General features: G+C 63.9%; 29 protein-coding genes. 23 read left to right on the top strand and 6 right to left on the bottom strand.

The genetic code is table 11. The features are described 5' to 3' along the window. Positions 1–456, top strand: coding sequence for a MarR family winged helix-turn-helix transcriptional regulator (locus P6U29_RS25245; RefSeq protein WP_407112809.1), 456 nt, complete (start codon positions 1–3; stop codon positions 454–456). A 201-nt stretch (positions 457–657) separates the two neighbouring features. Here the strand turns inward: P6U29_RS25245 and P6U29_RS25240 are convergent, their stop codons facing one another. Next, complete coding sequence (locus P6U29_RS25240; protein ID WP_407112808.1) at positions 658–1,854, bottom strand: amidohydrolase family protein; 1,197 nt, start codon at positions 1,852–1,854, stop codon at positions 658–660. Between the two features lie 156 nt (positions 1,855–2,010). Between P6U29_RS25240 and P6U29_RS25235 the strand changes: the two genes are divergently transcribed. From P6U29_RS25235 to P6U29_RS25190, 10 genes are all read left to right on the top strand, one after another. Further along, positions 2,011–2,784: a ferredoxin--NADP reductase gene (locus P6U29_RS25235; protein WP_407112807.1), complete on the top strand. Its 774-nt coding sequence runs from the start codon at positions 2,011–2,013 to the stop codon at positions 2,782–2,784. Between the two features lie 94 nt (positions 2,785–2,878). Beyond that, positions 2,879–3,202, top strand: coding sequence for a hypothetical protein (locus tag P6U29_RS25230; RefSeq protein ID WP_407112806.1), 324 nt, complete (start codon positions 2,879–2,881; stop codon positions 3,200–3,202). Between the two features lie 97 nt (positions 3,203–3,299). Further along, on the top strand, positions 3,300–4,538 hold the full coding sequence (locus P6U29_RS25225) for a cytochrome P450 (protein WP_407112805.1): 1,239 nt from the start codon (positions 3,300–3,302) through the stop codon (positions 4,536–4,538). A gap of 130 nt (positions 4,539–4,668) precedes the next feature. After that, a complete protein-coding gene (locus tag P6U29_RS25220; RefSeq protein ID WP_407112804.1) occupies positions 4,669–5,130 on the top strand; it encodes a DUF2267 domain-containing protein in 462 nt (153 codons plus the stop codon). Between the two features lie 71 nt (positions 5,131–5,201). Then, entirely contained in the window at positions 5,202–5,630 is a 429-nt protein-coding gene (locus P6U29_RS25215) for a CBS domain-containing protein (protein WP_407112803.1), read from the top strand. 35 nt (positions 5,631–5,665) lie between these two features. Next, on the top strand, positions 5,666–5,851 hold the full coding sequence (locus P6U29_RS25210; protein ID WP_407112802.1) for a hypothetical protein: 186 nt from the start codon (positions 5,666–5,668) through the stop codon (positions 5,849–5,851). Positions 5,852–5,865: 14 nt separating this feature from the next. Then, positions 5,866–6,066 carry a hypothetical protein gene (locus tag P6U29_RS25205; protein ID WP_407112801.1) on the top strand — a complete coding sequence of 67 codons (201 nt, stop codon included), beginning with the start codon at positions 5,866–5,868 and terminating at the stop codon, positions 6,064–6,066. A 1-nt stretch (position 6,067) separates the two neighbouring features. Next, positions 6,068–6,295, top strand: coding sequence for a hypothetical protein (locus P6U29_RS25200; protein ID WP_407112800.1), 228 nt, complete (start codon positions 6,068–6,070; stop codon positions 6,293–6,295). Positions 6,296–6,318: 23 nt separating this feature from the next. Further along, positions 6,319–6,582, top strand: a complete 264-nt coding sequence (locus P6U29_RS25195) for a hypothetical protein (protein WP_407112799.1) — start codon at positions 6,319–6,321, stop codon at positions 6,580–6,582. A 41-nt stretch (positions 6,583–6,623) separates the two neighbouring features. Further along, the gene (locus P6U29_RS25190; protein ID WP_407112798.1) at positions 6,624–6,866 is read left to right on the top strand and encodes a hypothetical protein; all 243 of its coding nucleotides are present in this window, start codon (positions 6,624–6,626) and stop codon (positions 6,864–6,866) included. Positions 6,867–6,902: 36 nt separating this feature from the next. Here P6U29_RS25190 and P6U29_RS25185 read toward each other — a convergent pair whose 3' ends face one another. Continuing rightward, positions 6,903–8,153, bottom strand: coding sequence for a DUF763 domain-containing protein (locus P6U29_RS25185; protein WP_407112797.1), 1,251 nt, complete (start codon positions 8,151–8,153; stop codon positions 6,903–6,905). Between the two features lie 125 nt (positions 8,154–8,278). Here P6U29_RS25185 and P6U29_RS25180 point away from each other — a divergent pair, with 125 nt between their 5' ends. Continuing rightward, positions 8,279–9,421, top strand: coding sequence for a mechanosensitive ion channel family protein (locus P6U29_RS25180; RefSeq protein ID WP_407112796.1), 1,143 nt, complete (start codon positions 8,279–8,281; stop codon positions 9,419–9,421). Positions 9,422–9,489: 68 nt separating this feature from the next. Here P6U29_RS25180 and P6U29_RS25175 read toward each other — a convergent pair whose 3' ends face one another. After that, positions 9,490–10,467, bottom strand: a complete 978-nt coding sequence (locus P6U29_RS25175; protein WP_407112795.1) for a tripartite tricarboxylate transporter substrate binding protein — start codon at positions 10,465–10,467, stop codon at positions 9,490–9,492. Positions 10,468–10,582: 115 nt separating this feature from the next. Between P6U29_RS25175 and P6U29_RS25170 the strand changes: the two genes are divergently transcribed. The 6 genes from P6U29_RS25170 (at position 10,583) to P6U29_RS25145 (ending at position 15,487) form a co-directional block, all read left to right on the top strand. After that, positions 10,583–11,293, top strand: a complete 711-nt coding sequence (locus tag P6U29_RS25170; RefSeq protein WP_407112794.1) for a TetR/AcrR family transcriptional regulator — start codon at positions 10,583–10,585, stop codon at positions 11,291–11,293. Positions 11,294–11,324: 31 nt separating this feature from the next. Further along, on the top strand, positions 11,325–12,209 hold the full coding sequence (locus tag P6U29_RS25165; protein WP_407112793.1) for an amidohydrolase family protein: 885 nt from the start codon (positions 11,325–11,327) through the stop codon (positions 12,207–12,209). A 74-nt stretch (positions 12,210–12,283) separates the two neighbouring features. Next, positions 12,284–12,997 (top strand): PIG-L deacetylase family protein, encoded by a 714-nt coding sequence (locus P6U29_RS25160; protein ID WP_407112792.1) that lies wholly within the window; start codon positions 12,284–12,286, stop codon positions 12,995–12,997. Then, positions 12,994–13,677 (top strand): 4-carboxy-4-hydroxy-2-oxoadipate aldolase/oxaloacetate decarboxylase, encoded by a 684-nt coding sequence (locus P6U29_RS25155; RefSeq protein ID WP_407112791.1) that lies wholly within the window; start codon positions 12,994–12,996, stop codon positions 13,675–13,677. The genes P6U29_RS25160 and P6U29_RS25155 overlap by 4 nt, the downstream gene beginning before the upstream one ends. A gap of 17 nt (positions 13,678–13,694) precedes the next feature. Next, the gene (locus P6U29_RS25150) at positions 13,695–14,564 is read left to right on the top strand and encodes a hypothetical protein (protein ID WP_407112790.1); all 870 of its coding nucleotides are present in this window, start codon (positions 13,695–13,697) and stop codon (positions 14,562–14,564) included. Then, the gene (locus P6U29_RS25145; protein ID WP_407112789.1) at positions 14,564–15,487 is read left to right on the top strand and encodes a DUF1932 domain-containing protein; all 924 of its coding nucleotides are present in this window, start codon (positions 14,564–14,566) and stop codon (positions 15,485–15,487) included. Before P6U29_RS25150 ends, P6U29_RS25145 begins: the two co-directional genes overlap by 1 nt. Positions 15,488–15,492: 5 nt before the next feature. Here the strand turns inward: P6U29_RS25145 and P6U29_RS25140 are convergent, their stop codons facing one another. Next, positions 15,493–15,807, bottom strand: coding sequence for a hypothetical protein (locus P6U29_RS25140; protein WP_407112788.1), 315 nt, complete (start codon positions 15,805–15,807; stop codon positions 15,493–15,495). Positions 15,808–16,039: 232 nt separating this feature from the next. After that, positions 16,040–17,281 (bottom strand): amidohydrolase family protein, encoded by a 1,242-nt coding sequence (locus P6U29_RS25135; RefSeq protein WP_407112787.1) that lies wholly within the window; start codon positions 17,279–17,281, stop codon positions 16,040–16,042. Positions 17,282–17,429: 148 nt separating this feature from the next. Between P6U29_RS25135 and P6U29_RS25130 the strand changes: the two genes are divergently transcribed. Continuing rightward, positions 17,430–17,846 carry a nuclear transport factor 2 family protein gene (locus P6U29_RS25130; RefSeq protein WP_407112786.1) on the top strand — a complete coding sequence of 139 codons (417 nt, stop codon included), beginning with the start codon at positions 17,430–17,432 and terminating at the stop codon, positions 17,844–17,846. Here the strand turns inward: P6U29_RS25130 and P6U29_RS25125 are convergent. Beyond that, positions 17,843–18,601, bottom strand: a complete 759-nt coding sequence (locus P6U29_RS25125; RefSeq protein ID WP_407112785.1) for a GntR family transcriptional regulator — start codon at positions 18,599–18,601, stop codon at positions 17,843–17,845. The two genes, P6U29_RS25130 and P6U29_RS25125, sit on opposite strands and share 4 nt — an antisense overlap. A 194-nt stretch (positions 18,602–18,795) precedes the next feature. Between P6U29_RS25125 and P6U29_RS25120 the strand changes: the two genes are divergently transcribed. Genes P6U29_RS25120 through P6U29_RS25105 form a run of 4 tightly spaced genes read left to right on the top strand, consistent with a single transcriptional unit; the run spans position 18,796 to position 22,948 of the window. Next, positions 18,796–19,653, top strand: coding sequence for an ABC transporter ATP-binding protein (locus P6U29_RS25120; protein ID WP_407112784.1), 858 nt, complete (start codon positions 18,796–18,798; stop codon positions 19,651–19,653). 2 nt (positions 19,654–19,655) lie between these two features. Then, positions 19,656–20,432: an ABC transporter permease gene (locus P6U29_RS25115; RefSeq protein WP_100231806.1), complete on the top strand. Its 777-nt coding sequence runs from the start codon at positions 19,656–19,658 to the stop codon at positions 20,430–20,432. 40 nt (positions 20,433–20,472) lie between these two features. Then, positions 20,473–21,498: an ABC transporter substrate-binding protein gene (locus tag P6U29_RS25110; protein WP_407112783.1), complete on the top strand. Its 1,026-nt coding sequence runs from the start codon at positions 20,473–20,475 to the stop codon at positions 21,496–21,498. A gap of 16 nt (positions 21,499–21,514) precedes the next feature. Then, positions 21,515–22,948 carry an amidohydrolase family protein gene (locus tag P6U29_RS25105; protein WP_407112782.1) on the top strand — a complete coding sequence of 478 codons (1,434 nt, stop codon included), beginning with the start codon at positions 21,515–21,517 and terminating at the stop codon, positions 22,946–22,948. The last annotated feature ends 82 nt before the right edge of the window (positions 22,949–23,030 follow it).

Raw genomic sequence — 23,030 nt, 5'->3', positions numbered from 1 at the left:
ATGGCGAGAAGCGTTGCGGCGAAGAAGAACGTCAAACCGTCGAAACCGCCTTACGTGCTCGACGAGCAGGTCGGCTTCATCCTGCGCCAGGTCTGGCAGCGCCACAGCTCGATCTTCGCCCGCGATATCGGCACCAACCTGACGCCGACGCAATGGGCGGCGTTGTCGAAGCTGGCCGAGACCGGGCCGTGCTCGCAGAATCAGCTCGGCCGGCTGACGGCGATGGATGTCGCGACCATCAAGGGCGTGATCGATCGTCTCACCGCGCGTGGCCTGACCGAGACCAGCCAGGATCCCGATGACGGACGGCGGCTCCTTGTCAGCTTGACGCGCGCGGGTCTGCAGCTTGCGGAGAAGTTGGCGCCGAATGCGCTGGCGATCACACGCGAGACGCTGGCGCCGCTTGATGCCAAAGAGCGCGAGCTGCTGATGGTGCTGCTCAACAAGTTGAGGTGAAGGCGCTCTCGTAGGGTGGGCAAAGGCGCAAAGCGCCGTGCCCACCATCCTTCATCGCTTTGCTGAAACGGTTGGTGGGCACGCTTTCGCTTTGCCCACCCTACGATACTGAACAAGCTGCGATACATTCAGCTCTCTCACCGTCACCCTGAGATGGCCGCTTCTTCGGCGGCTCTCGAAGAGTCTGGCGCTTGCGTTCTCTCACTTCGCCACCACCTCCGGCACCTTGCCGGCTGGCGGGGTGTTGCGGCTGCGTTGGGTGCGCACGATACCGTCGATGATGGTCATGCCGATGCCAGGGAGATCGCCGAGCTGGACGCTCTCCAGAATGTTCTTGCCGGGCGAGTGCTGCGCCTTGTCCATGATGACGAAGTCGGCGGAACGGCCGACTTCAATGAGGCCGCAATCGAGTTCGCGCATGCGCGCGGTGTTGCCGGTGGCAAGGCAGAACGCGATCTCGGCGGGCAGCTCGCCGAGCGAGGACAGCATCGAAACCATGCGCAGAATGCCGAGCGGCTGCACGCCGGAGCCGGCCGGTGCGTCTGTGCCGAGGATGACGCGGTGCAGGTCGCCCATTTCGCGCGCGGTGCGCAGCGTGAACAGCGCCGAGCGCTCGTTGCCGTTGTGCACCAGCTCGAGGCCGCGCTTGCAGCCCTCGCAGATACAGCGGATCTGGTCGTCGGGCAGCGCGGTGTGGCCGCCATTGATGTGGCCGACCACGTCGGTGTCGGCCTCCAGCACCACGTCCTTGTCGATCAGGCCGGAGCCGGGGATCGAGGGGCCGCCGGTATGGATGGTGCTCTGGATGCCGTATTTGCGCGCCCAGCCGACCATTTTTCGCGCGGTCGGGCCGTCTTTCACGCCGCCCAAGCCGACTTCGCCGAGCAGCTTGACGCCGTTGGCGGCCATCTCCTTGAAGTCTTCCTCGACCATCTCGCATTCGATCACCGGCGCGCCGGCGTGAACCTTCACGCCGCCGGGACGCAAGGTCCAGAACGCGCGCTGGGCGAACACGGCCATGGCCTTGAGGCCGACCACGTCGCGCGGACGGCCGGGCATGTGGACTTCGCCGGCGGAGATCATGGTGGTGACGCCGCCATGGAGGTAGCTGTCGATCCAATTGATCTGGTTCTGGCGCGGCGTCCAGTCACCGGCGACGGGGTGGACGTGGCTATCGATCAGGCCCGGCGCGACCGTGGTGCCGTTAGCGTCGACGATGGTGGTCGCGCCTTCGGTGTTGACGTCCTTGAAGCGGCCGATCGCAGTGACCTTGCCATTCTCGGCGACGATGGTGTCGCCGTCCAGGATCGGTTTTTCCAGGGCGCCGGACAGGATCAGGCCGATATTGCGGATCACGAGCTTCGAGGGTCCGGCGGCCTGGGGTGCGTCATGCGCCATGGAAAGGCTCCTTATTCCTAACTGCAACGCTTCCGATCTTGGGCAGCCTTGACCGCGGGATCAAGCCGGATTATTCATTAGTATACAAATGATCGTGTACAAACGACGCATAGCTGGCCGCCTCGGAACCGCACAGAAGCGAAACGGAAGGGTGAGATGAGCAATTTCAATCAGGAAAGCGTTTTGAGCGTCCACCACTGGACTGATACGCTGTTCTCCTTCAAGACCACCCGCAGCCCGACCTTCCGCTTCCGCAACGGCGAGTTCACCATGATCGGGCTCAAGGTCGGCGAGAAGCCGCTGCTGCGGGCCTACAGCGTCGCCAGTGCCAATTACGAGGACACGCTGGAGTTCTTCTCGATCAAGGTGCCGGACGGTCCGCTGACCTCGCGCCTGCAGCATCTGAAGGAAGGCGACGAGATCATCGTCAGCCGCAAGGCCACCGGCACGCTGGTCATCGATAATTTGGAGGAGGGGCGCAACCTCTATCTCATCGGGACCGGCACCGGTCTCGCGCCCTTCCTGAGCGTGATCAAGGACCCCGAGACCTACGAGCGGTTCGAGAAGGTGGTGCTGCTGCACGGCTGCCGTCACGTGAAGGAGCTCGCCTATGGCGAGATGATCACCGAGCACCTGCCGAAGGACGAGCTGCTCGGCGAGTACATCCGCCATCAGCTGATCTACTACCCGACCGTGACGCGTGATCCCTTCCGCAACCGCGGCCGCATCACCGACCTCATCACGTCAGGAAAACTGTTCACCGATATCGGCCTGCCGGTGCTGGAAGCCGCCCGGGACCGCGTCATGATCTGCGGCAGCCCGGCGCTGGTCGCGGACACCCGCGTGCTGCTTGGCGAGCGCGGCTTTGTCGAAGGCAACCACGGCGAGCCCGCGCAGTTCGTGGTCGAAAAGGCTTTCGCCGAGCGCTAAGCCCGAAATAGACCGCATTTTCGCCCCCTGGCGGGCGTTGCGGCGCCGATTCGGCGCACGATACTATATGGGAGCGAATCAGCGGAGTTCCCACATGGTTGCGGACAGCGACAGCAATATCGCCTGGCACCGGGTTCAGTTGAAGAAGAATCGCGCCGAGTTGAAGGCACTGGAGACCGCGCGCTTCACGATGGGCGAGATCGCCTCGTCGAAGCGGAACGGACAGACCCAGACGTCGATCGCGGAGCTCAAGCGGAAGATCGCGCAATCGGAGCGCGCGATCGCCGATCACGACAGGCGCACGCGCCGCCCGCTCGCAACCGACCTGCAAAGCCTCAGCAATGGCAGCTGGAGCCATTGGGATGCTTACACGCAACAGCAGCGCAAGAGCGGGCAGCGTTCACCCGGGCGCGGATAGGCGCATCTCCCCACGCCTGCGGCCGATGAGGCGCCCCCTTGCACCGGCCGCTCCGTGCACCATTTCGGTGATACGCGACCAATCGCTCGGGTGACTCATGATAGCGCGCCTCGATTTCACCAGCGAGGCCTTCTTTCGCGATCCACCCAAGGCGATCGCGACCTTGCGCATGTCCGGCCCCCTGGTGGCGACGCGATTTCCTATCGTTGGCGATGTCTGGATCACCACGACCCACGACGCCACCGCGCAGGTCCTGAAGGACAGCGCGACCTTCACATTGCGCAAGGAGGATGGCGACGTCGCGGGTTTGCGCTGGTGGATGCCGAGGTACGTCAGGACCATCGCCAACAACATGCTGACGATGGACGAGCCGGATCACACGCGGCTGCGTAGCATCGTGGACGAAGCTTTTCGCCGCCGCGCGATCGTCGCGATGGAGCCGCGAATTCGCGCCATCGCCGACGGTCTCGCCGACGAGCTGTTCGCGAAGGAACGACCGGCCGATCTCGTCCAGCGCTATGCGCGAATCCTGCCGCTGGCCGTGATCTCGGAGCTGCTGGGCCTGCCGCTGGCCGATCGCCCAAAGTTCATCGCCTGGGCCAACGCGATGTCATCGCTCACGAATGTCGTCAGCTTCTTCCGCTTGCTGTTCGCGTTCCGCAGGATGCGCGCCTACCTCGAGCAGCAGTTGCAGATCGCGCGCGTGCAGGGCGGCGAGGGCCTGATTGCCGAGCTGATCCAGGTCGAGCGCGAAGGCGGCCAGATCACGCCAGATGAAATGGTCTCGATGGTGTTTCTGCTGCTCGCGGCGGGATCTGAAACCACCACGCATCTCATCAGCGGTTCCGTCTACGAGCTGCTCGGGAATTCTAAACTGCGCGACTGGCTGGAACGGGACTGGAGCCGCGTCGGGCTTGCCGTCGAGGAGTTCCTGCGCTTCGTCTCGCCGGTGCAATTCTCCAAGCCGCGCTATGTGTGGCGCGACGTCGAGGTCGAAGGCGTGCGGCTGAAGAAGGGCGACCGCGTCATGGTGATGCTCGCCGCTGCGAACATGGATCCGGCGATCCATGATCGTCCCGAGAGCCTCGATCTCGAACGTAAGCCGAACCGCCATATCTCGTTCGGCACGGGAATCCATTTCTGTCTCGGCCATCAGCTCGCGCGCATCGAGGCGGCCTGCGCGCTGGAAGCGCTGTTCGTGCGTTGGCCGAAACTCCGGCTCGCCGTCGAGCCTTCGCAAATTCGGTGGCGTCGCAGGCCGGGACTTCGCGCGATCGAGAAGCTTCCGGTTCTGGACGACGCTATGGCAGCGATGTCGACCCGGCGGGCCGCTTGACGAGCCGCAACTCCGACATCGCGCTCGTTCCGAGTGCAAATTTCATCTGAAGTTTGTGCCTCGGTCAGGAACGGTGCGTGACCGCACCCTGTTGTGATCTAAACCCCGAAATCCGAAGCGGAGGTCCACAATGAGTTCCAGTGCGATTCCGGTATTCGACAAGACAGCACAGACTACGCATCTCTGGATCAACGAAATCAGCGAAGAAATCGGATTGGACGATCAGCAGTCGTGGCGCATAACGGCCGCCGTGCTGCACGCGGTACGTGATCGCCTGCCGGTGGAGCTTGCGGCGCATCTGGGATCACAGCTGCCGCTGCTGGTCCGCGGCGCGTACTATGATCAGTTCCGGCCATCGGCGATGCCGAGCCGGGTGCGATCGCTGGAAGAGTTTCTTCAGCTCATCGCGGAGGAACTGAAGTTCGGGCGACCGGTCGATACGGAGGATGCGGCGCGCGCCGTGTTCAATGTTCTCTCCCGGCACTTGACCGCAGGCCAGATCGAAAAGGTCCGGCAGGCCCTGCCGGAGGACGTGCGGGCGATCTGGAGCATGGAACCCGGAACGGCCGGTGAGAAGGGTATGTCGCACTAGGCCGACAGAAACCTTCCCAGCGAGGCCGGCGTTAGCAAACGGATATCCCGACAGATGACCGGAGATCCAGCATGCAAGTTCACGAGATCATGACACCATCCGTCCACGTCGCCGATCCCAACATGACCATACGGGAAGCCTCTCGCTGGATGCGCGACGACGATGTCGGAGCGTTGCCGGTGGGCGAGAATGATCGCCTGATCGGCATGATCACGGACAGGGACATCGTCACGCGCGCGGTCGCCGAGGAACGCTCGCCGGGCAACACGTCGGTACGCGAAGTCATGTCCGAGGGTGTCTGTTATTGCTTTGCAGACGACGATGTGGAGGGCGCTTCGCAGGTGATGGCCACGCGCCAGATCCGGCGTCTCCCGGTGATCAACCGCCAGAAGCGCCTGGTCGGTGTCGTTGCACTCGCAGACATCAGCAGGACAGGCGACGAATGTGCGCAAGACGCGTTGAAGGACATCTCCGCACCCGCTGCTAGGGGGCGGCACTGATCGCCTCACGACGTCACATTCCACAAGGAGGTCTCATGGCCAGCAAGATGCCACCCGTCCCAGATGCCAACCAGAGCCCGAAGGGAACTGGCGACAGCAAGGAGGTCCGCGCAGATCAGACGCCGCACGGTCAGCGGCGTGTGCAGAATCCGGACCAGCAGGGGCAGCAGGGCAACATCAAGCAGAACACGACCAATCAAGGCTATCAGCAAGATCGTTGAGGAGGATGACATTCATGTCGACATCCACCAAGACACCAAACAGCATTCGTCAGGGCGGGGCCGGCGCGTCGCATGAGAACGCCAAGGCGCCACTAGAGGTGAAGAAGCCGCCGGCGGATGATCCGCAGCGCAGCCACAGCCGGATTTCCGGCGGTGGGGGAGAGCGCGATTCCCATCATAGGCACGACGAGGCCGGAAAGGGCGGAGGCAGGTGACATGACCAACAAGCAACCCAAGCTGTACGCGCCGACCGAAAAGGACATGCGCGACAATCCCCTGATCGGCGGATCGAAGGGGACGAAGATGGCGGGCATCTCGTCTGACGATCTCGAGGACGCGTTTGGCGAGAACACGATCGAAGGCGACGTCGAGAACGACGTGAACATCGGTGGCGGTATCGACAAGGACGTCGCGCGGAGTGGTTCGCCCCGGAGAGGCCGGTAAGATTTAAAGATTGGAGGCCCAGGATGCAGGGCAAGAAGACCCACGAGCAGCAAGTGCGCATCCTCGAACGCAAGCCTGATGTTCCTGATGCGCGAGAACTTGAGCAGGCTGTCGGTCATAGCCACCGAGACACGCCCGTCCATCGTGCCAACCCGGAGGCGCGGCAAAGCGAGTTTGCGGTGAGCCGCGGCGGTCTCAATCAGGAAAGCGACCACAACAAGCACAACGACCCCGGTCAGAGCGGCCACAAGCCGCCGAAGCCGACGCCAGCGCAACAAAAGCACTGAGCCTTCAGAGCACGACCACTGCAAGACAAGAGGAGAGACCAATGCCAGGCGGGCACGGCAGCAAGACGCATTTCAGATCCGGCATGCATGGCAAGGGCGACGGTACTGGCGCCATGGCCGAAGTCCCCAAGGACAAGATCGGCGACAACATGGTCCTGTCGAACCGCGACAAAGCCCAGCATTCGGACATTCGCGGCATGGACAGCAAGTTCATTCAGACCGAGCAGTATCAGGACCACGCGGCCAATCGGCTCAAGGAGGAGCCGGAGACCGACGAGACCTGAGAGGGGCGTTCCTCCCGTTAACTTGCGGAGCGGTGTTCAGCCGGTCCGCTTTTTTGTGGGCGCAAGATCGCGCTCCCAGCCGAACACCGAGCGGCCGTCCAGATCCGGTGAGGCTGCACGTTCACCCGCGATGAAAGCCGCAACCGAGGGGCCGTGAGCGGTGCGCTCCAGCCGTCGCGCCTGGTCGTCCAGGCGCTTGATCGCCTGCATCTCCTCCTCGCGTCCGAGCTTCGCGTTCTGGATCGCGCCCTTCAGCACCCGGATGGTCTCGTCATAGACCTTGATCGGAACAGGGTAGGGATGTCGGTCCTTGCCGCCATGGGCGAGCGAGAACCGCGCGGGGTCGGTGAAGCGGTAGGGCGCGCCGTGCACCACCTCCGCGACCATCGCGAGCGAGCGCACGGTGCGCGCTCCGACGCCCGGCGTCAGCAGCAGCTCCGGAAAATCGACCGGGCCACGCTCGGCCGCGGCGGCGAGCGTGCCGTGCAGGCGGCGCGCGAACACGTCCTTGGGACGGACGTCGTGATGTGCGGGCATGACGAGATGCGGCAGCGTGCCTTGTGCCGGGGCAGGCCCGGTGCCGATAAGCTGTTCGAATTCCGAGACGATGCGATCCGGGCCGAGATCGCTCAGCAACTCGACCTGCGCAGTCCGAGAAATATCGGCGCGATGATCGGTGAGATTGACGATCTCCCCCTGCTGCGGCCCGTCGATTGCGCTATGCGGCGTATCGACAAAGCTCTTCAGCGCCTCGGAATGCCAGTGATAGCGTCGCGCCTGCCGCTGGTCGCCGTTCATGCCCTGCTGCACGACCGTCCATTTGCCGTCGGCGGCAACGAAGAAGCCGTGCAGGTAAAGGTCAAAGCCGTCCTGGACCGCGGCGCTGTCGACCTTGGCCACCAGGCGGCTGGCACGGGTCAGCTTGATGCCGTCGAATCCGACGCGGTCGCCGAGTTGCAACAACTCGTCCGGCGTCTTGCGCGAATGCTGACCTCGGCCGCCACAGACATAAATCCCGAGCTCGTCCTGAAGCGGTCCGAGCCCGCGCTTCAGTGCGCCGATCACGGAGGTGGTGATGCCGGAGGAGTGCCAGTCCATCCCCATCACGGCGCCGAACGACTGGAACCAAAATGGATGCGACAGGCGCTGAAGAAACGCATCGCGGCCGTAATGATGCACGATCGCTTGGGTGACGATCGCCCCCAGCGAGGACATGCGACTCGCCAGCCACAGCGGAACCCGTCCGGTGTGAAGAGGAAGATCAGCGCTGCCGGTGCGTCGAGTCATGGGCGGCCCAAACTACCGCATTCCGGCGACGGTTGCACCAGTGGGATGCGGCGTTGCACGAGACAGGGGAGCGAAGCGCGCCGCAACGCGTTGAGCGCTGACTGGAATGCAGCACGGGAACAGTCATGAATTGGCAGGGTCTCATGGCCGACATCGACGGGATGTTGGGTTGGATACCGTCATGGTTCATCGGTCTCAGCCTGGTTGCCGGTGCGATCATAGTTGCCCTGTTCGTCCATCGGGTCGCGGCCTGGCTGCTCAACCGCACCTTCGGAACCCGTCTTCCGCTCTTGCATGTGTTCATCGCGCGTACGGCGGGTCCGGCGCAAATGGCGCTCTGCCTTGGCGCGGTCGCGCTGGTGCTGCCGCTTGCGCCGCTCGACGACATGATCCGCACCCCGCTGACGCGCCTGTTCGTCGTGGCCTTCATTGCCCTGACCGGCTGGATCTCGATCCGGATCGTCGACATGAGCGCGGCGCGCTATCTGCAGAACTTTCGCGACGTCGCCGAGAATTTCATCGCGCGCAAGCACGTCACGCAAGTGCGCGTATTCAAGCGCGTCACCGACACCATCATCGTCATCATCACGGTGTCGACCGCGCTGATGACGTTCGATTCGGTGAAGCAATATGGCGTCAGCCTGTTCGCCTCCGCCGGCGCGGCCGGCATCATCGTCGGTCTTGCCGCGCGGCCGCTGCTGAGCAATCTGATCGCGGGCCTGCAGATCGCGATCACCCAGCCGATCCGCATCGAGGACGCCGTGATCATCGAGAACGAATGGGGCTGGGTCGAGGACATCGCCTCGACCTATGTCGTGATCCGGCTGTGGGACTGGCGGCGCATGGTGGTGCCGCTGTCCTATTTCATCGAAAAGCCGTTCCAGAACTGGACGCGCGACACCGCATCTCTCATCGGCGTGATCGCTCTCCACGTCGACTATCGTGCCGACGTCCCGCGCATCAGGAGCTGGCTGGAGCAGGCGGCGAAGCAGTCAAAGCTGTGGGACGGGGAGGTGGTCAATCTCCAGGTGATCGATGCCGATTCGCGCACCATCGAGCTTCGGGCGCTGGTCAGCGCCAGGAATGCACCGCAGTCCTGGGACCTGCGCTGCGAGATCAGGGAGAAGCTCGTGGCTTTCATTCGCGACGAGATGCCGGAAGCGCTGCCTCGCGAACGCGCGATCCTGATCCCGTCGGGCGACGATGATGCCGATTTCGTGCGACGACCCGCGCCGCCGGAGCAAATGCGGGCGCGGGTCCATAACTGAACAGCCCAGGCCCCGTTGCTGGACCGAGGCTTGCTATTCGCACGTGGCCTTCCTTGCGCCGCAGAGCCTCACTGCGCACGGATGTCGGCGGCCTTCAGCACTGGCTCCCATTTGGCCGCTTCGGCGTGCATAAAGGTGTCGAAATCCTTGGCGGAGGAGCCGACCGGGGCGGCGCCGATCTTGCCGAGCGTCGACAGCACGCCGGGGTCTTGCAACGCGGCCTTCAAATCGGCCTCGAGCTTGGCCACGATCTCCGGCGGCATCTTGGCCGGCCCAAGCACGCCCCACCAGACCGAGACGTCGTAACCGGGCACGCCGGCCTCGGCGATGGTCGGAACATCCGGCAGCGTCTTGGAGCGCTCGGCGGAGGTCACCGCGAGCGCGCGCACCGGGCCGCCTTCGAGCTGGCCGATGGCTTCCGCGAGCGGATTGATGCTGAGCGGGATCTCGCCGGCGATCACGGCCGTCAGCGCCGGCGCGCCGCCCTTGTAGGGGATTGCGACGATCTTGGTGCTGGACATGTATTTCAGCAGCTCGCCCGCGAGATGCGCCGAAGTGCCGTTGCCGGACATGCCGTAGGAGAGCTTGTCCGGCTCCTTCTTGGCGGCGGCGAGGAGATCGCCGAGTGTCTTGTATGGGCTGTCCTTTGCGACCACGATCGCGAGCGGCGAGGACGCGACTTCCGTGATTGCGGTAAAATCCCTGAACGTGTCGTAGGGCACGCTCGGATAGATGAACTGGTTGAGCGGATGACCGCTCGCGACCAGGATCAACGTGTAGCCGTCAGGTGCGGCTTGCGTCAGTGCCTGCGAGGCGACGATGCCGCCCGCGCCAGGCCGGTTTTCGATCACAGGCTGCTGCCCCCAGGTCTTGGCCAGCGCCTGGCCCAGCGTGCGCGCGAGCACGTCGACCGCGCCGCCGGCCGCATAGGGCACCAGGATGTGGACCGGCTTGCTCGGATAATTTTCCGCCTGCGCGGCGCTCCCTGCCAGCATCAGACCGGCACCCAGCATCAAACCGCCGATCTTCTTGTTCAAACGCAACATATTTCCCAGCACTCCTTCAAGGCATTCGCGTCCACCGGCGGTCTCCACGCCATCCTGCCATTGCCCATGGTTTTTGTTGACGAGACCTGATCTTTTGTACGATAGTACAAATCGCATGGTACGCAAGCCCACCAGCAAGGAAACGGCCCGCAAGCCGAACATGCGCGAGGCGATCCTCGCCGCGGCGGAGGAGCTGTTCGCCACCAACGGCTTCAACGCCGTCTCGGTGCGCGACATCGCACAGGCCGCCGGGGCCAATCCGGGCAGCGTCACCTACCACTTCAAGACCAAGGACGGCCTGCTGCTCGAGATCTATCGGCGCCATTGCGGGCCGATGAATCTGCGCCGTTCCGAGCTGCTCGCCGCCGCCAGGCGCGTGCGCGATCTTCAGGACCGGCTGGAGGCGATCGTGCGCGCCTATGTGGTGCCGGCGTTCACCTCGGGCAGCGATCTTGCCGGTGGCGGCGCGCGCTTCACGCGGCTGCGCGCGGTGATGTCCGCGGAGGGCAACGAGGTCGCGCGAAAGATCATCGCGCAGACCTTTGACGACACCAGCCATGCCTTCATCGACGCCATCCACGAGAGCCTGCCGCACATCCCGCGCGCCGACATCGTCTGGCGCAGCCATTTCCTGCTCGGCGCACTCTATTATTCGCTCGTGACGCCGGAGCGCGTCTCGCGCCTGTCGCGCGGCGAGGCCGACGGCAGTGATGCCGCAGGCGCCATCGAGCAATTGGTGCAGGCTACCGTCGCCGCATTCCAAGCGCCGGCGCTGGACCGGGCGGCGCCGGCGCGGCGGCGGCCGGCCGTCAGCAGCAAAACTTGAAGCAAGCGATCTCGCTTCGGCGGTTCTCCTGATGACGATGATGTACACGCCGACCATTCCGCCGCCCGATCCGAACACGCGCACGCCAAAGTTCAAGCTGCCAAAGCTGTCTTGCGACGCACATTGTCACATCTTCGGGCCCGGCTCGAAATATCCTTACGCGCCGGATCGCTCCTACACGCCGCCGGATGCGCCACTGGAGGATTTCCGCGCGCTGCATGCCAAGCTCGGCGTCGAGCGCGCCATCATCGTCAATGCCAGCGTGCACGGCACCGACAACAGGGTGGCGCTCGATGCCATCGCGCAGAGCAATGGCGCCTACCGGGCGGTCGCCAACATCGACGACAGCATCACCGAGCGCGCGCTTCGCGTGCTGCATGAGGGCGGCTTCCGCGGCTGCCGTTTCAACTTTGTGCGTCATCTCGGCGGCGTTCCCGACAAGCGCGTGTTCGATCGCATCATCGCGATGGTCACGCCGCTCGGCTGGCACCTCGATCTGCATTTCGATGCGATCGACCTGCCGGAATACGCCGACATGCTGACCAGGCTGCCGCTGAGCTACACCATTGACCATATGGGCCGGGTGAAGGCGTCGGAAGGGCTCGATCAATTGCCGTTCAGGATCCTGATCGAGCTGATGCAGCGCGATCAGAAGTGCTGGGTCAAGATCTGCGGCTCGGAGCGGGTGTCCTCGAGCGGTTCGCCGTTCACCGACGCGGTGCCGTTCGCGCGAAAGATCGTCGAGACGGCGCCGGATCGCGTCATCTGGGGCACGGACTGGCCGCATCCCAACGTCAAGGTGATGCCGAATGACGGGGATCTCGTCGACCTCATTCCGTTGTTCGCGCCGGAGCCGGAGTTCCAGAAGAAGATCCTCGTCGACAATCCCGCGCGCCTGTTCGAGTTCGAGGCATGACGACGTTGCTGCGATCGAGAAGCTGCGCGTCGCAGGGGGCGCCGCCCAACGGCTACGAACGAAAGGAGTGACCCATGAAAACAGGTCTCGTGATCACCGCCCATCCCGGCGATTTCGTCTGGCGCGCCGGCGGCGCCATCGCGCTGCATGCGAAGAAGGGCTATCGGATGAAGATCGTGTGCCTGTCCTTTGGCGAACGCGGCGAGAGCCAGTTCGCCTGGAAGGAGAAGGGTGCGACGCTGGAGTCGGTCAAGGCCGGCCGCAAGGACGAGGCGGAGCGGGCTGCAAAACTGCTCGGTGCGGAGATCGAGTTCTTCGACTGCGGCGACTATCCGTTGAAGCTCACCGAGACCCATTTCGACCGCATGGTCGACATTTACCGCGAGCTCAATCCAAGCTTCGTGCTGACGCACGCGCTGGAAGACCCTTATAATTTCGACCACCCGAACGCGGCGCATTTCGCTCAGGAGACGCGCGTGGTCGCACAGGCGATGGGCCATAAGCCCGGCGCGCAGTACAGATATTCGGCGCCGCCGGTGTTCCTGTTCGAACCGCACCAGCCGGAGCAGTGCAACTACAAGCCGGACACGATCCTCAAGATCGACGAGGTCTGGAAGGAGAAGTACGAGGCGTTCCAGATCCTGGCCGCCCAGAAGCACCTCTGGGGCTATTACGAACGCGTTGCGCTCAATCGCGGCATTCAGGGCAGCCGCAACACCGGCGTGCCCATGACCTATGGCGAGGCCTATCAGCGCCTGTTTCCGACGGTTGCGGAGGAACTGGCATGAAGCCGGTTGTCGTTCGCAACATCAAGCGTGCCGATCCCGCCGAAATGGCGGAGTATGGCGTGTCGACCGTGCACGAGGCTTATGGCCGCATCGGCCTGATGAAGCCGTATCTGCGCCCCGTCTGGGCGGGCGCGTCGATCGCTGGCCCCGCCATCACCGTGCTGGCGCAGCCCGGCGACAACTGGATGATCCATGTCGCGGTCGAGCAGTGCAGGAAGGGCGACATCCTCGTCGTCGGCTGCACCACCGATAATACCGACGGCATGTTCGGCGAGCTGCTTGCGACCTCGCTGCAGGCCCGCGGCGTGCAGGGGTTGATCATCGATGCCGGCTGCCGCGACGTCAAAGCGCTGCACGAGATGAAATTTCCGGTGTGGTCGCGCGCGGTCTCGGCCAAGGGCACGGTGAAGGCCACGCTCGGCTCGGTCAATGTCCCCGTGGTCTGCGCCGGCGTCAATGTAGATCCCGGTGACATCGTCGTGGCCGACGACGACGGCGTGGTGGTGGTCGCGAAACGCTATGCTCCTGAGATCGCCGAGAAGGCGAAGAGGCGCAACGCGGATGAGGGCGGCAAGCGCAAGCGGCTCGCCTCCGGCGAGCTCGGCCTCGACATGTACAACATGCGCGAGGCGCTGGCGAAGGCCGGCCTCGTCTATGTCGAGAATCCCGAGGACGTCTGAAGCGAAAGGCGGAGCGGATGGATCGTCTCAAGCTGAAGGCCGTGCTCGGTGGTCACCCTCACGTCAAGGCGGTGAAGAGCGGCGAACTCCGCTCCGACCTTTTCGAGCTCGATTTTGTCGAGTACACGCCAACCAACACGGCGTTCAAACCGATGGTGCGCGAGCAAGCCTTCGGCGTCTGCGAGATGGCGATCGTTACCTATCTGATGGCGAAAGCCCACGGCAAGCCATTGGTGCTGCTGCCGGCAACCATGCTCGGCCGCTTTCAGCATTCCTACGCGCTGTACAATCCCGCGCATGGAACGCTGGGGCCGACCGATCTCGAAGGCAAGCGCGTCGGCATCCGCTCCTTCACGACCACGACGGGGGCCTGGATCAGGGGCATCCTTGCCAACGACTACGGCGTCAATCTCGACAAGATCAAATGGGTGACGTTCGAGGATCCCCATGTCGCCGAATATGTCGACAGCACCGAGCGCGCGCCGAAGGACAAGAAGATTCTGCAGATGCTGCTCGACGGCGAGCTCGACGCCGCGCTCGGCGAGACCTCGGATAACCCCAAGCTGAAGCCGCTGTTTCCCGATCCGGCCGGGGAGGCCGCCAAATGGTATGCGCGGCGCGGCGTCGTGCCGGTCAACCATCTCGTGGTCGTGACAGAGCAACTCGCGAAATCGCGCCCCGACGTGGTTGCGGGTGTTTATGATCTGCTCAAGCGGAACAAGGCGCAGGCGGGGCCCGCGGCAACTCCCGACCTCGTTCCGTTCGGGATCGAGGCCAACAGGAAGCCGCTCGAGCTGATCGTCGACTATGCGTTTCAGCAGGCGCTGATTCCGCGGCGCTATGCGGTCGAGGAGCTGTTTGACGAGACGACACGAGGATTGAACTGATGGCGGGTGATCCCAGGCGCTGGCAGATCGGGCTGGTCGGCTATGGCGAGGTGGGCAGGATTCTGGCCGAGGATTTGCGCCAGCAGGACATCAAGGTTTCAGCCTATGACATCAAGCTCGGAGGCGAGCAGGCCGCGCCGCTGCAGGAGCATGCGGCGAAATTCGGCGTGACGCTCGCTGCATCTCATGCCGAGCTGACCGCAAGATCCGATTTCATCATCTCCGCGGTCACGGCTAGTCAGGCCGTTCCCGTCGCAGAGGCCTGTGCCAGCGCGATCAACCAGGGCACCTGGTTCCTCGATTTCAACTCGGCCTCTCCGGGCGCCAAGCAGCGCGCCGCGGCACTGATCGACAGCGCGGCCGGGCGCTATGTCGAGGGCGCGGTAATGACCTCGGTGCCGCCCTATCGCATCAAGGTGCCGCTGCTGCTCGGCGGACCCGGCGCGAGAGAGCTGGAGCCGCTTTTGAACGCGATCGGATTTGCGGCGAAGGTCGCCAGCGACAAGCTCGGCGTGTCCTCCGCCGTAAAAATGTGCCGCAGCATCATGATCAAGGGCCTGGAGGCCATGGTCATCGAGAGTTTCACCACTGCGCGCGCCTATGGTGTCGAGGATGCGGTGCTGGCCTCGCTCGCGGAAACGTTTCCCGGCATCGATTGGGACGGGCAGGGCGCCTATTTCTTCCAGCGCGTCATCGAGCACGGCCGTCGTCGCGCCGAGGAGGTGCGCGAGGTGGCCGAAACCGTGCGCGAGGCGGGACTGACGCCGTGGTCGGCGCAAGGTACGGCCGAACGGCAGGCCTGGATGGCTGATCTCGCCGATGAAGGGCTGTTCGGCGCGAGGGGCGCCAAGGAATTCGCTCGCAGCGCCGACTGGCGGACCGAGGCGGATCGGATCCTCGCCAAGATCAATCGCAACAAGTAATCAGCTCAAGATCGTGCCAAGACCCGAAAGCTCAGGACCTGGTCGCGAGCGCGTTCGATCAGGTCGATCAGATTGCGGGATTTGCGGACGAGCTGGTCCGTGGCCGGCTGTGTGCGGAATTCCGCCAGCACGGCGCGAACGCATTTGTTGGCGGCATCGAGCGTCCAGAGCGTACGGTTCACGTCGGCCTGCGTCCGGATCGCCGAGATATCGAGACCTGAGAGAACATGGCCGATCCCGTCGAGCCGCTTCACCGCCGTATCGATAGGCGTATGGGCCTGGACGGAATCATGACCGATGGTGCTGAATGCGCTGAACATACCCCTACTTCCCCACTGAACGCATATGGTCAGTGCAGGCCGTAGTTATGATCGGCGTGGCCGGGCTCGCAATGCGTGAGGCTACGGTCCGGGATTCTACCGAACCCGGGTGGGATCGAGCCGGCGGTAAAATCGAACTGTGGGGAAACGCTCCTGCGGCGTCGCGATGACCGATTCGGAATGTTTCCGCGTGCAGCGTCACGCGATCCCGGGATATCGAGCGGAACCGCTCTCAGCTCATCGGACTGAACAGGGTGGGCCGCTGGCGCGCAAATGTCTGCCGGCCGCCTTTGAAGCCCATCAGGACATCGGGCAGCTCGCCGATAGCGAAGCGGCCGTCCTTTGTATCGAGCACGATGAGATCGGCGGGATTGCCGACCTTGATGCCGTAATCGCTGAGGTTCATCAGTCGGGCCGGCAGCTCGGTCACGAGATCGAGGCAGGTGTCGAAATCGCTCACCGAGGCGTGCGCGACATTGGCGTAGAAATTTGCCATCCGCAGCAGCGAGGCGTCGCCGAACGGCGTGAAGGGGTTGAGCACGTTGTTCGTCGCGATCGAGCACACGATGCCGTCACCCGCGAGCTTGTGTGCAAGTGTCAGCCCGCGTGGCGCGTTGTAGGGAGCCTCGCGCCCCATCAGATAGAGATCGGTCGCGGGCAGCACCGTCACGGCAATGCCGGCCTTTGCCAGCTGCGCGGTGGCGGCCTTCATACGTTCCGGCGGCAGTGCGGAGAGTTTTGTCGCGTGGCCGATCGCCACACGTCCCCCGTAGTTGCGCCGCTCGGTCTGGCGGCAAACCTCATCGAGATGCCACCAGGAGGGATCGAGATCGAAATCGAGATGGAGGTCGACATCGACGTCGAACTCCTGCGCGAGATCAAAGACGCGCGCGAGATGCGCATTTGGGTCGGCGTCCATGTAGGGACAGCCGCCGATGACCTCGCCGCCATCGCGTAGGGCCTGGGTCAGCAGCTCCTCGGCTCCGGGATCGTTGGTCAGGCCTTCCTGTGGAAAGACACAGAGTTCCAGATCGATCGCCCAGGCGTAGTCGCGCTGAAGCGCCTTCACCGCTTCGAAGCCGCGCAAGCCGATGCGCGGATCGATCTCGACATGCGTGCGCATGCGCGTCGTGCCGTGCACGATGGCGCGTTCGAGCACCTTTGCGCCGCGCGCGTAGACGTCCTCGACCGTGAAATCCCTCTTCATTCCGGCAACGGCGCGGATCGCGTCCGAGAGGCTGCCGTGATCGTGCCCGCAGCGGCCGAGCAGGCAGGCCTTGTCGAGATGGATGTGGGTGTCGACGAAGCCGGGTAGGGTGAGATGCCCATCGAGGTCGACCTCGACCGCTTCGCAGGCAAGCTTTGGCGCGATCACGGCAATGCGGCCGCTCTTCACGCCGATATCGACGGGTGCGGCGGATGATCGCAACAGCGCGTTGCGAAAGATCAGGTCTGGAGCGCTCTGGGTGGTCATGGCGTGGGATTCAGGTGGGCCAGCCTAGCGGAAGCCGTGGCTGCGGGCAGCTCCAGATTGTGTGCAGTCGGGGCATCGGAATGTTCAAAAAATGTGCATGCACTTTGAGGGCTGAATTGTAGAATGGCGGCGCTCTGGAGAACTCGCCATGTCCGCCCCAGCCAAAGCCGAACGTCCGATGACCGACGCCGAAATCGTGGAGGCCTATCTCACGGCTTCGATGATACCCGATCCCGACGCAGCGGCGGCTTACATGAAGCCAGGCACGGTGATCACGTTCACCGGCGGGCGCGAGTTCGATCATCCGCGCGGGCCGACCGGCTTCAACGCCAGGCGCTATCGCTGGGTCAAGAAGAAGATGGACCGGTTCGACGTCTGCCCGGGTGCGGACGAGACCGTCGTCTACAGCGTCGGCACGCTCTATGGCGAGTGGATGGACGGCACGCCATTCGAGGGCAACCGCTATGTCGATCGCTTCGTCGTCCGGGGCGGGCAGATCGTCAAGATGGATGTCTGGAATGACAGCGCCGAGCGCATCCTTGTTCAGCGCGGTATCGAGGCTTAGCCCCTACGCGCGATTTTCGGCAGCTTGACGACGCGATCGCTCGTCACCTCGTCGGCATAGGGCGCAAGAATATCGAGCAGATCACGGCCGCGCTGCGGAGTGGGAGCGACCAGCGCGCGATTGGCCACGGAATCGAGGTGATGATGCATCAGTTCCATCACTTTGGCCGCGTCGCCTTTGGCCAGCGCTGATATGATGGCGCGATGCTCGTTGATGGCGCATTCGGTCGAATGCGGCCGGCTGTAGAGCGACAGCGTCAGGCAGCAGCGATAGGCGACCTCGCTGACATAGCGCACCAGGATCGGGCTGTTCGTCATGTGGGCGAGCAGGATATGGAATTCGGTCGCCAGCCGGATCGAGACCGCATCCGTGCCGCCGCGGGCGCGATCCTCGGCGTCGACATGGGCGTTCAGCTCGGCGATCTGCGCCTTGGTCAGCTTGCCCGCGAGCTGGCGCACGACAAGCCGTTCGAGCTCGATGCGAATGTCGAAGGCGTCGCGCGCCTCCTGCCAGCTCGGCGTCGCCACCACCGCGATCCGGTTGCGGCGGAGCTCGACGAGACCTTCGGCGGCGAGTTGGCCCAGCGCGTGGCGGGCAATGGTGCGACTGACGCCGAAACGCTCGCCGAGCGCGTCCTCGGGCAGCTTTGCGCCGGGCTCCAGCGCCTGCTCGATGATCGCGCGGCGGAGCGCGCGGCAGATCACGCTGACCTTGTCCGATGATTCAGAAGTCTTGCTGCTCGCGCGCGCCGGCATCGGCGAATCCTATACGAGATGAGATCTCTCTTTATCACAGGCTCGCGTCAATTCAGCGCTCCAATTGCATGCAGTTTGGGTCCCAGGCTGCCTAAATCGAATCCGGCAATTTGGCGCGGGTTTTGGCTAGATCATTGATTTTGCGAGGACCGATCGCTGGCATCTAGCTTGCATACACTTTGGCTGTGATGCGCATGCAACCCCACGCCCAGTTTGACGGCCAGCCCGTTCCCAAAGAGCCTGCTGCGACCGCCATCGAGCTGTCCGAGGCCTCCGTGACTTTCGGGCGCGGCGACCGCGCCGTGCCGGCCCTGTCGAAGACCACGCTGAAAATCGCCAACGGCGAGTTTGTCGCGTTGGTCGGCCCGTCCGGATGCGGCAAATCGACCATTCTGCGTCTGGTCAGCGGCCTGGTGCAGCCGACCAGCGGCGTCATCATCGTCGGCGGCCGCGAGGTGGCGGCCCGGGCGATGCGAATCGGCATGGCCTTCCAGAACCCGACCATGCTGCCGTGGATGACGATAGAGCGGAACATCATGCTGCCGCTGAAGATCGTCGAGCCGTTCCGCTCGAACTTCCGCAGGCTGCGCAAGACCGAGTTTCGCGACAAGGCCAATGCACTGTTGGAGCAGGTCGGCCTCAAGGGGTTCGGCAACCGCTATCCCTGGCAGCTCTCCGGCGGCATGCTCCAGCGCGCCAATCTCTGCCGCGCGCTGATCCACGAGCCGCGCATGCTGCTGCTCGATGAGCCCTTCGGCGCGCTCGACCAATTCACCCGCGAGGAGCTGTGGGCGATCCTCCAGAACCTCTGGATGACGCACAAGCCGACCGTGCTGCTGGTGACGCACGATCTGCGCGAGGCCGGTTTCCTCGCGAGCCGCATCTGCGTGATGAGCGCGCGCCCCGGCCGCATCCTCGACGACAGCCGCGTCGCGTTTGCGCGGCCGCGCACGGTTGCGATGACCTTCGAGCCGGATTTCGTCGCGCTGAACCAGAAGCTGCGCGCTTTCATCGAGGATGCGCGCAGCGCGGCTGAGCAGGGGACAGGCTGATGATGTTCGGGATCGATGTCAGGCAGAAGGCGTGGTCGGCGGGGCTGATCGTGCTGTTCTTCGTCGCCTGGGAGCTGTTCTGCCTGATGACCGGCATGTCCGACCTGGTGTTGCCGCGGCCCTCGCAGGTGTTCGTGACGCTAGTCGAGCGTTTCCCGGTGCTGTGGCCGCACATCGTGCAGACGCTCGCCACCACCATGTTCGGCTTCGTCCTTGGTGTCGCGCTCGGTGTCGCCCTTGGCGCGATCATCGGCGTCTCCAAGACGGCCTATGACACCTGCTATCCGCTGCTGATCGGCTTCTCCTCGATCCCCAAGGTCGCGGTGGTGCCGATCTTCGTACTGTGGTTCGGCTCCGGCACGGTGCCGGCAGTACTGACCGCGCTGTCGATCTGCTTCTTCCCGATCGTCGTCAACATCGCGACGGGCTTAGCTACCACCGAGCCCGAGCTCGAGGACGTCTTGAAGGCGCTCGGCGCCAGCAAGCTCGACATCCTCTGGAATGTCGGCCTGCCCCGGACCATGCCGTTCTTCTTTGCTTCGCTCAAGGTCGCGATCTCCTATGCCTTCGTCGGCGCGGTGCTGTCGGAGACGGTCGCCTCCAACCGCGGCATCGGCAACGTCATGATGACCGCGTCCTCCAATTTCAATGTGCCGCTGGTGTTCGCCGGCCTGTTCGTGCTCGCTGGCCTGGGCGTCGCGCTCTACGTCGTGTTCTCGCTGATCGAAGGGCAGGTCACTGGCTGGGCCACGCGCAAGAACGACGTGATTGCCACCTGAATTCTTGAACCGTCACGCAACGAAGCTTGAGGAGGTCTCGATGTTGAGAAACGTAACTGCCACGCTGCTGGGATTGGCCCTGTCCACGGGGGTCGCAATGGCCCAGGAGACCACGATCAAGTTCACGCTGGGCTGGAAGACGCAAGGCAGCGATGCAGCGTTCTTCTATGCCAAGGACAACGGCTATTTCAAAGAGGAAGGTCTCAACGTCGTCATCGACCAGGGCGAGGGCTCGGGCGCCACTGTCACGCGTGTCATGTCCGGCGCCTATGACGCCGGCTTCGGCGATGTCAACGCCATCATCCAGAACGCCTCGACCAAGCCGCAGGAGGCGCCCGTCATGGTTTACATGATGTGGAACCAGCCGCCGTTCGCGATCGTCGCCAAGAAGACCAGCGGCATCAACACGATCAAGGATTTCGAAGGTCACACCCTCGGCGGCGCGCAGGGCACGCCGACGACGCGCCTGTTGCCGGTGTTCACGCGCAAGAACGGTCTCGACGGTGAGAAGATCAAGATCTCCAACATGGCGCCAAATCTGCAGGAGCCGATGCTGATCAAGGGCGACATCGATGCGGCGCTGGTCTTCAATATCACCAGCTATTTCAATTTGGTGCTCAACCGCCAGGATCCGGACAAGGACTTCAAATGGTTCTCGTTCGGTGAGTACGGTCTCGATCTCTATTCCAACGGCGTGATGGTCTCCCGCAAGCTGATCGCCTCGAACCCGAAGGCCGTCGCGGGCCTGGTGCGCGCCATCAACAAGGGTGCGATCGCGGTTGCCAAGGACCAGAACGCCGGCATGAAGGCGGCGCTGAACTACGACAACCTCATCAATGCCGATGTCGAGAAGCGCCGGCTGCAATATTCCTTCGAGAAGCTGATCGTCTCGCCGGAGATGAAGGAGATCGGCATCGGCGACATCAAGGACGACCGCATGACCCGCGCCATCGGCATCGTGGTCGAAGGCTATCAGCTCGCCCGCGCGCCGACGCCGGCAGAAGTGTTCTCACGCGAATTCCTGCCACCGCGCGCGGAGCGGGAGCTGGTGTATACTGCCAACTGATTGCGGAGGGACAGCCATGGCCACGGAGATTGCGGCAACCAGCCTGTTCCGTGGCCCTGACCGCGGCGTCAGCGACAACGTCGTGCTGCGGCACGACGGGGGCGTCATCACCGATATCTCGGAAGGAGCGGGGCCGGGGCCTCGCTCGTTCGTCATCCCGGCCTTCGTCAACGCCCATGATCATGCCCGCGCCACAGTGTCGTCCTTCGGCGCCGTCGGCATGCCACTGGAAAGCTGGATCCTGCGCACCGCGCTCGGCACACCGGTCGATCCCTATCTGACCGCGGCCTCCGCGTTCGCTCGTTCCGCCAAGGCCGGTTGCGCGGCGATGATGGTCCACTACACCCGTCCGAGCGGGACGATGCCGTTGATCGACGAGGCCAGGGCCATCGCGAAGGCTGCATCCGATGTCGGCATCCGCATCGCGTTTGCGATGGCCGTGCGTGACCAGAATCCGATCGTCTACGGGGATGCCGAGCCGGTGCTTTCGGGACTTCCCAGGGAGGATCGCAAGACCATCGAGGATCTCTTCGTTCGCACACCGATATCGCCCAAGGCGTATATCGAGCTGACCGACGCCATTGCCGCGGCCATCGCCGGCCCGATGGTGGACGTGCAACTCGGGCCGGCCGGCGTGCAATGGTGCTCCAAGCCGCTGCTGGAGGCGGTGGCGGAGAACTCCGCGCGGACCGGCCGCCGCATTCACATGCATCTCCTGGAGACCGTCTACCAGCGCGCCTGGGCCGACCAGCATTTTCCCGATATGGTGCGCTGGCTGCGCGACGTTGGCTTCCTCTCCGAGCGGCTGACGCTGGCGCATTGCATCCACGCCCGCCCGGACGAGCTGGAGATGATCGCAGCCTCCGGCGCACGCATCGTCACTAACTTCAGCTCGAATATGCATCTGCGCTCGGGTCTCGCCCCGATCGCGGCCGCCCACAAATGCGGCTGCGGCATCACTGTCGGCGTCGACGGGCTGGCGCTGGATGAGGATGACGACATCCTGCGCGAGATGCGGCTGGTGCAGATGGTCCATGGCGGCCTCGGCTTCACGCCGACGTGGGCTCCCGCTGAAATGTTTGCACTGGCCATCCGCAACGGACGTCTCGCCACCGGCGCGCCGGGTAGCGGCGAGCTCGTCGCCGGCAACCCTGCCGATTACGTCGTGATCGATCTCGACCGGCTCGATCGCGACCAGATCATGCCGGTCGATCCCATGGCGCTGCTATTTGCACGAGGTAATGGGTCCCTTGTGAAGGAGGTCGTTGTCGCCGGCAACACCATCGCGCGGCACGGAGTCTGCGTGGGCGTCGATCTGCCGGCCATCGAGCAGGAGTTGCGGGCCATGTACCGCGCCAATGCCGGCAAGCTCGACAGCTTCCAGCGTCTGTGGCCGCCGCTATCACAACGACTGGAGGGCTGGTTCGAGCAGCAGCTGACCTGTCAATGAGGTGCCCGTCCTCGACCCGGATGTATATAAAAAGGCGATAGCTGGTAAGCCGTGCCTCGTCTGGCGCCGGATGCATCTATGC

It is taken from the genome of Bradyrhizobium sp. LMG 9283, assembly GCF_045571415.1.
Classification (GTDB): Bacteria; Pseudomonadota; Alphaproteobacteria; order Rhizobiales; family Xanthobacteraceae; genus Bradyrhizobium.
Note: the sequence above shows the minus strand (reverse complement) of the source record. Positions and strands in the feature narration are given on the sequence as shown.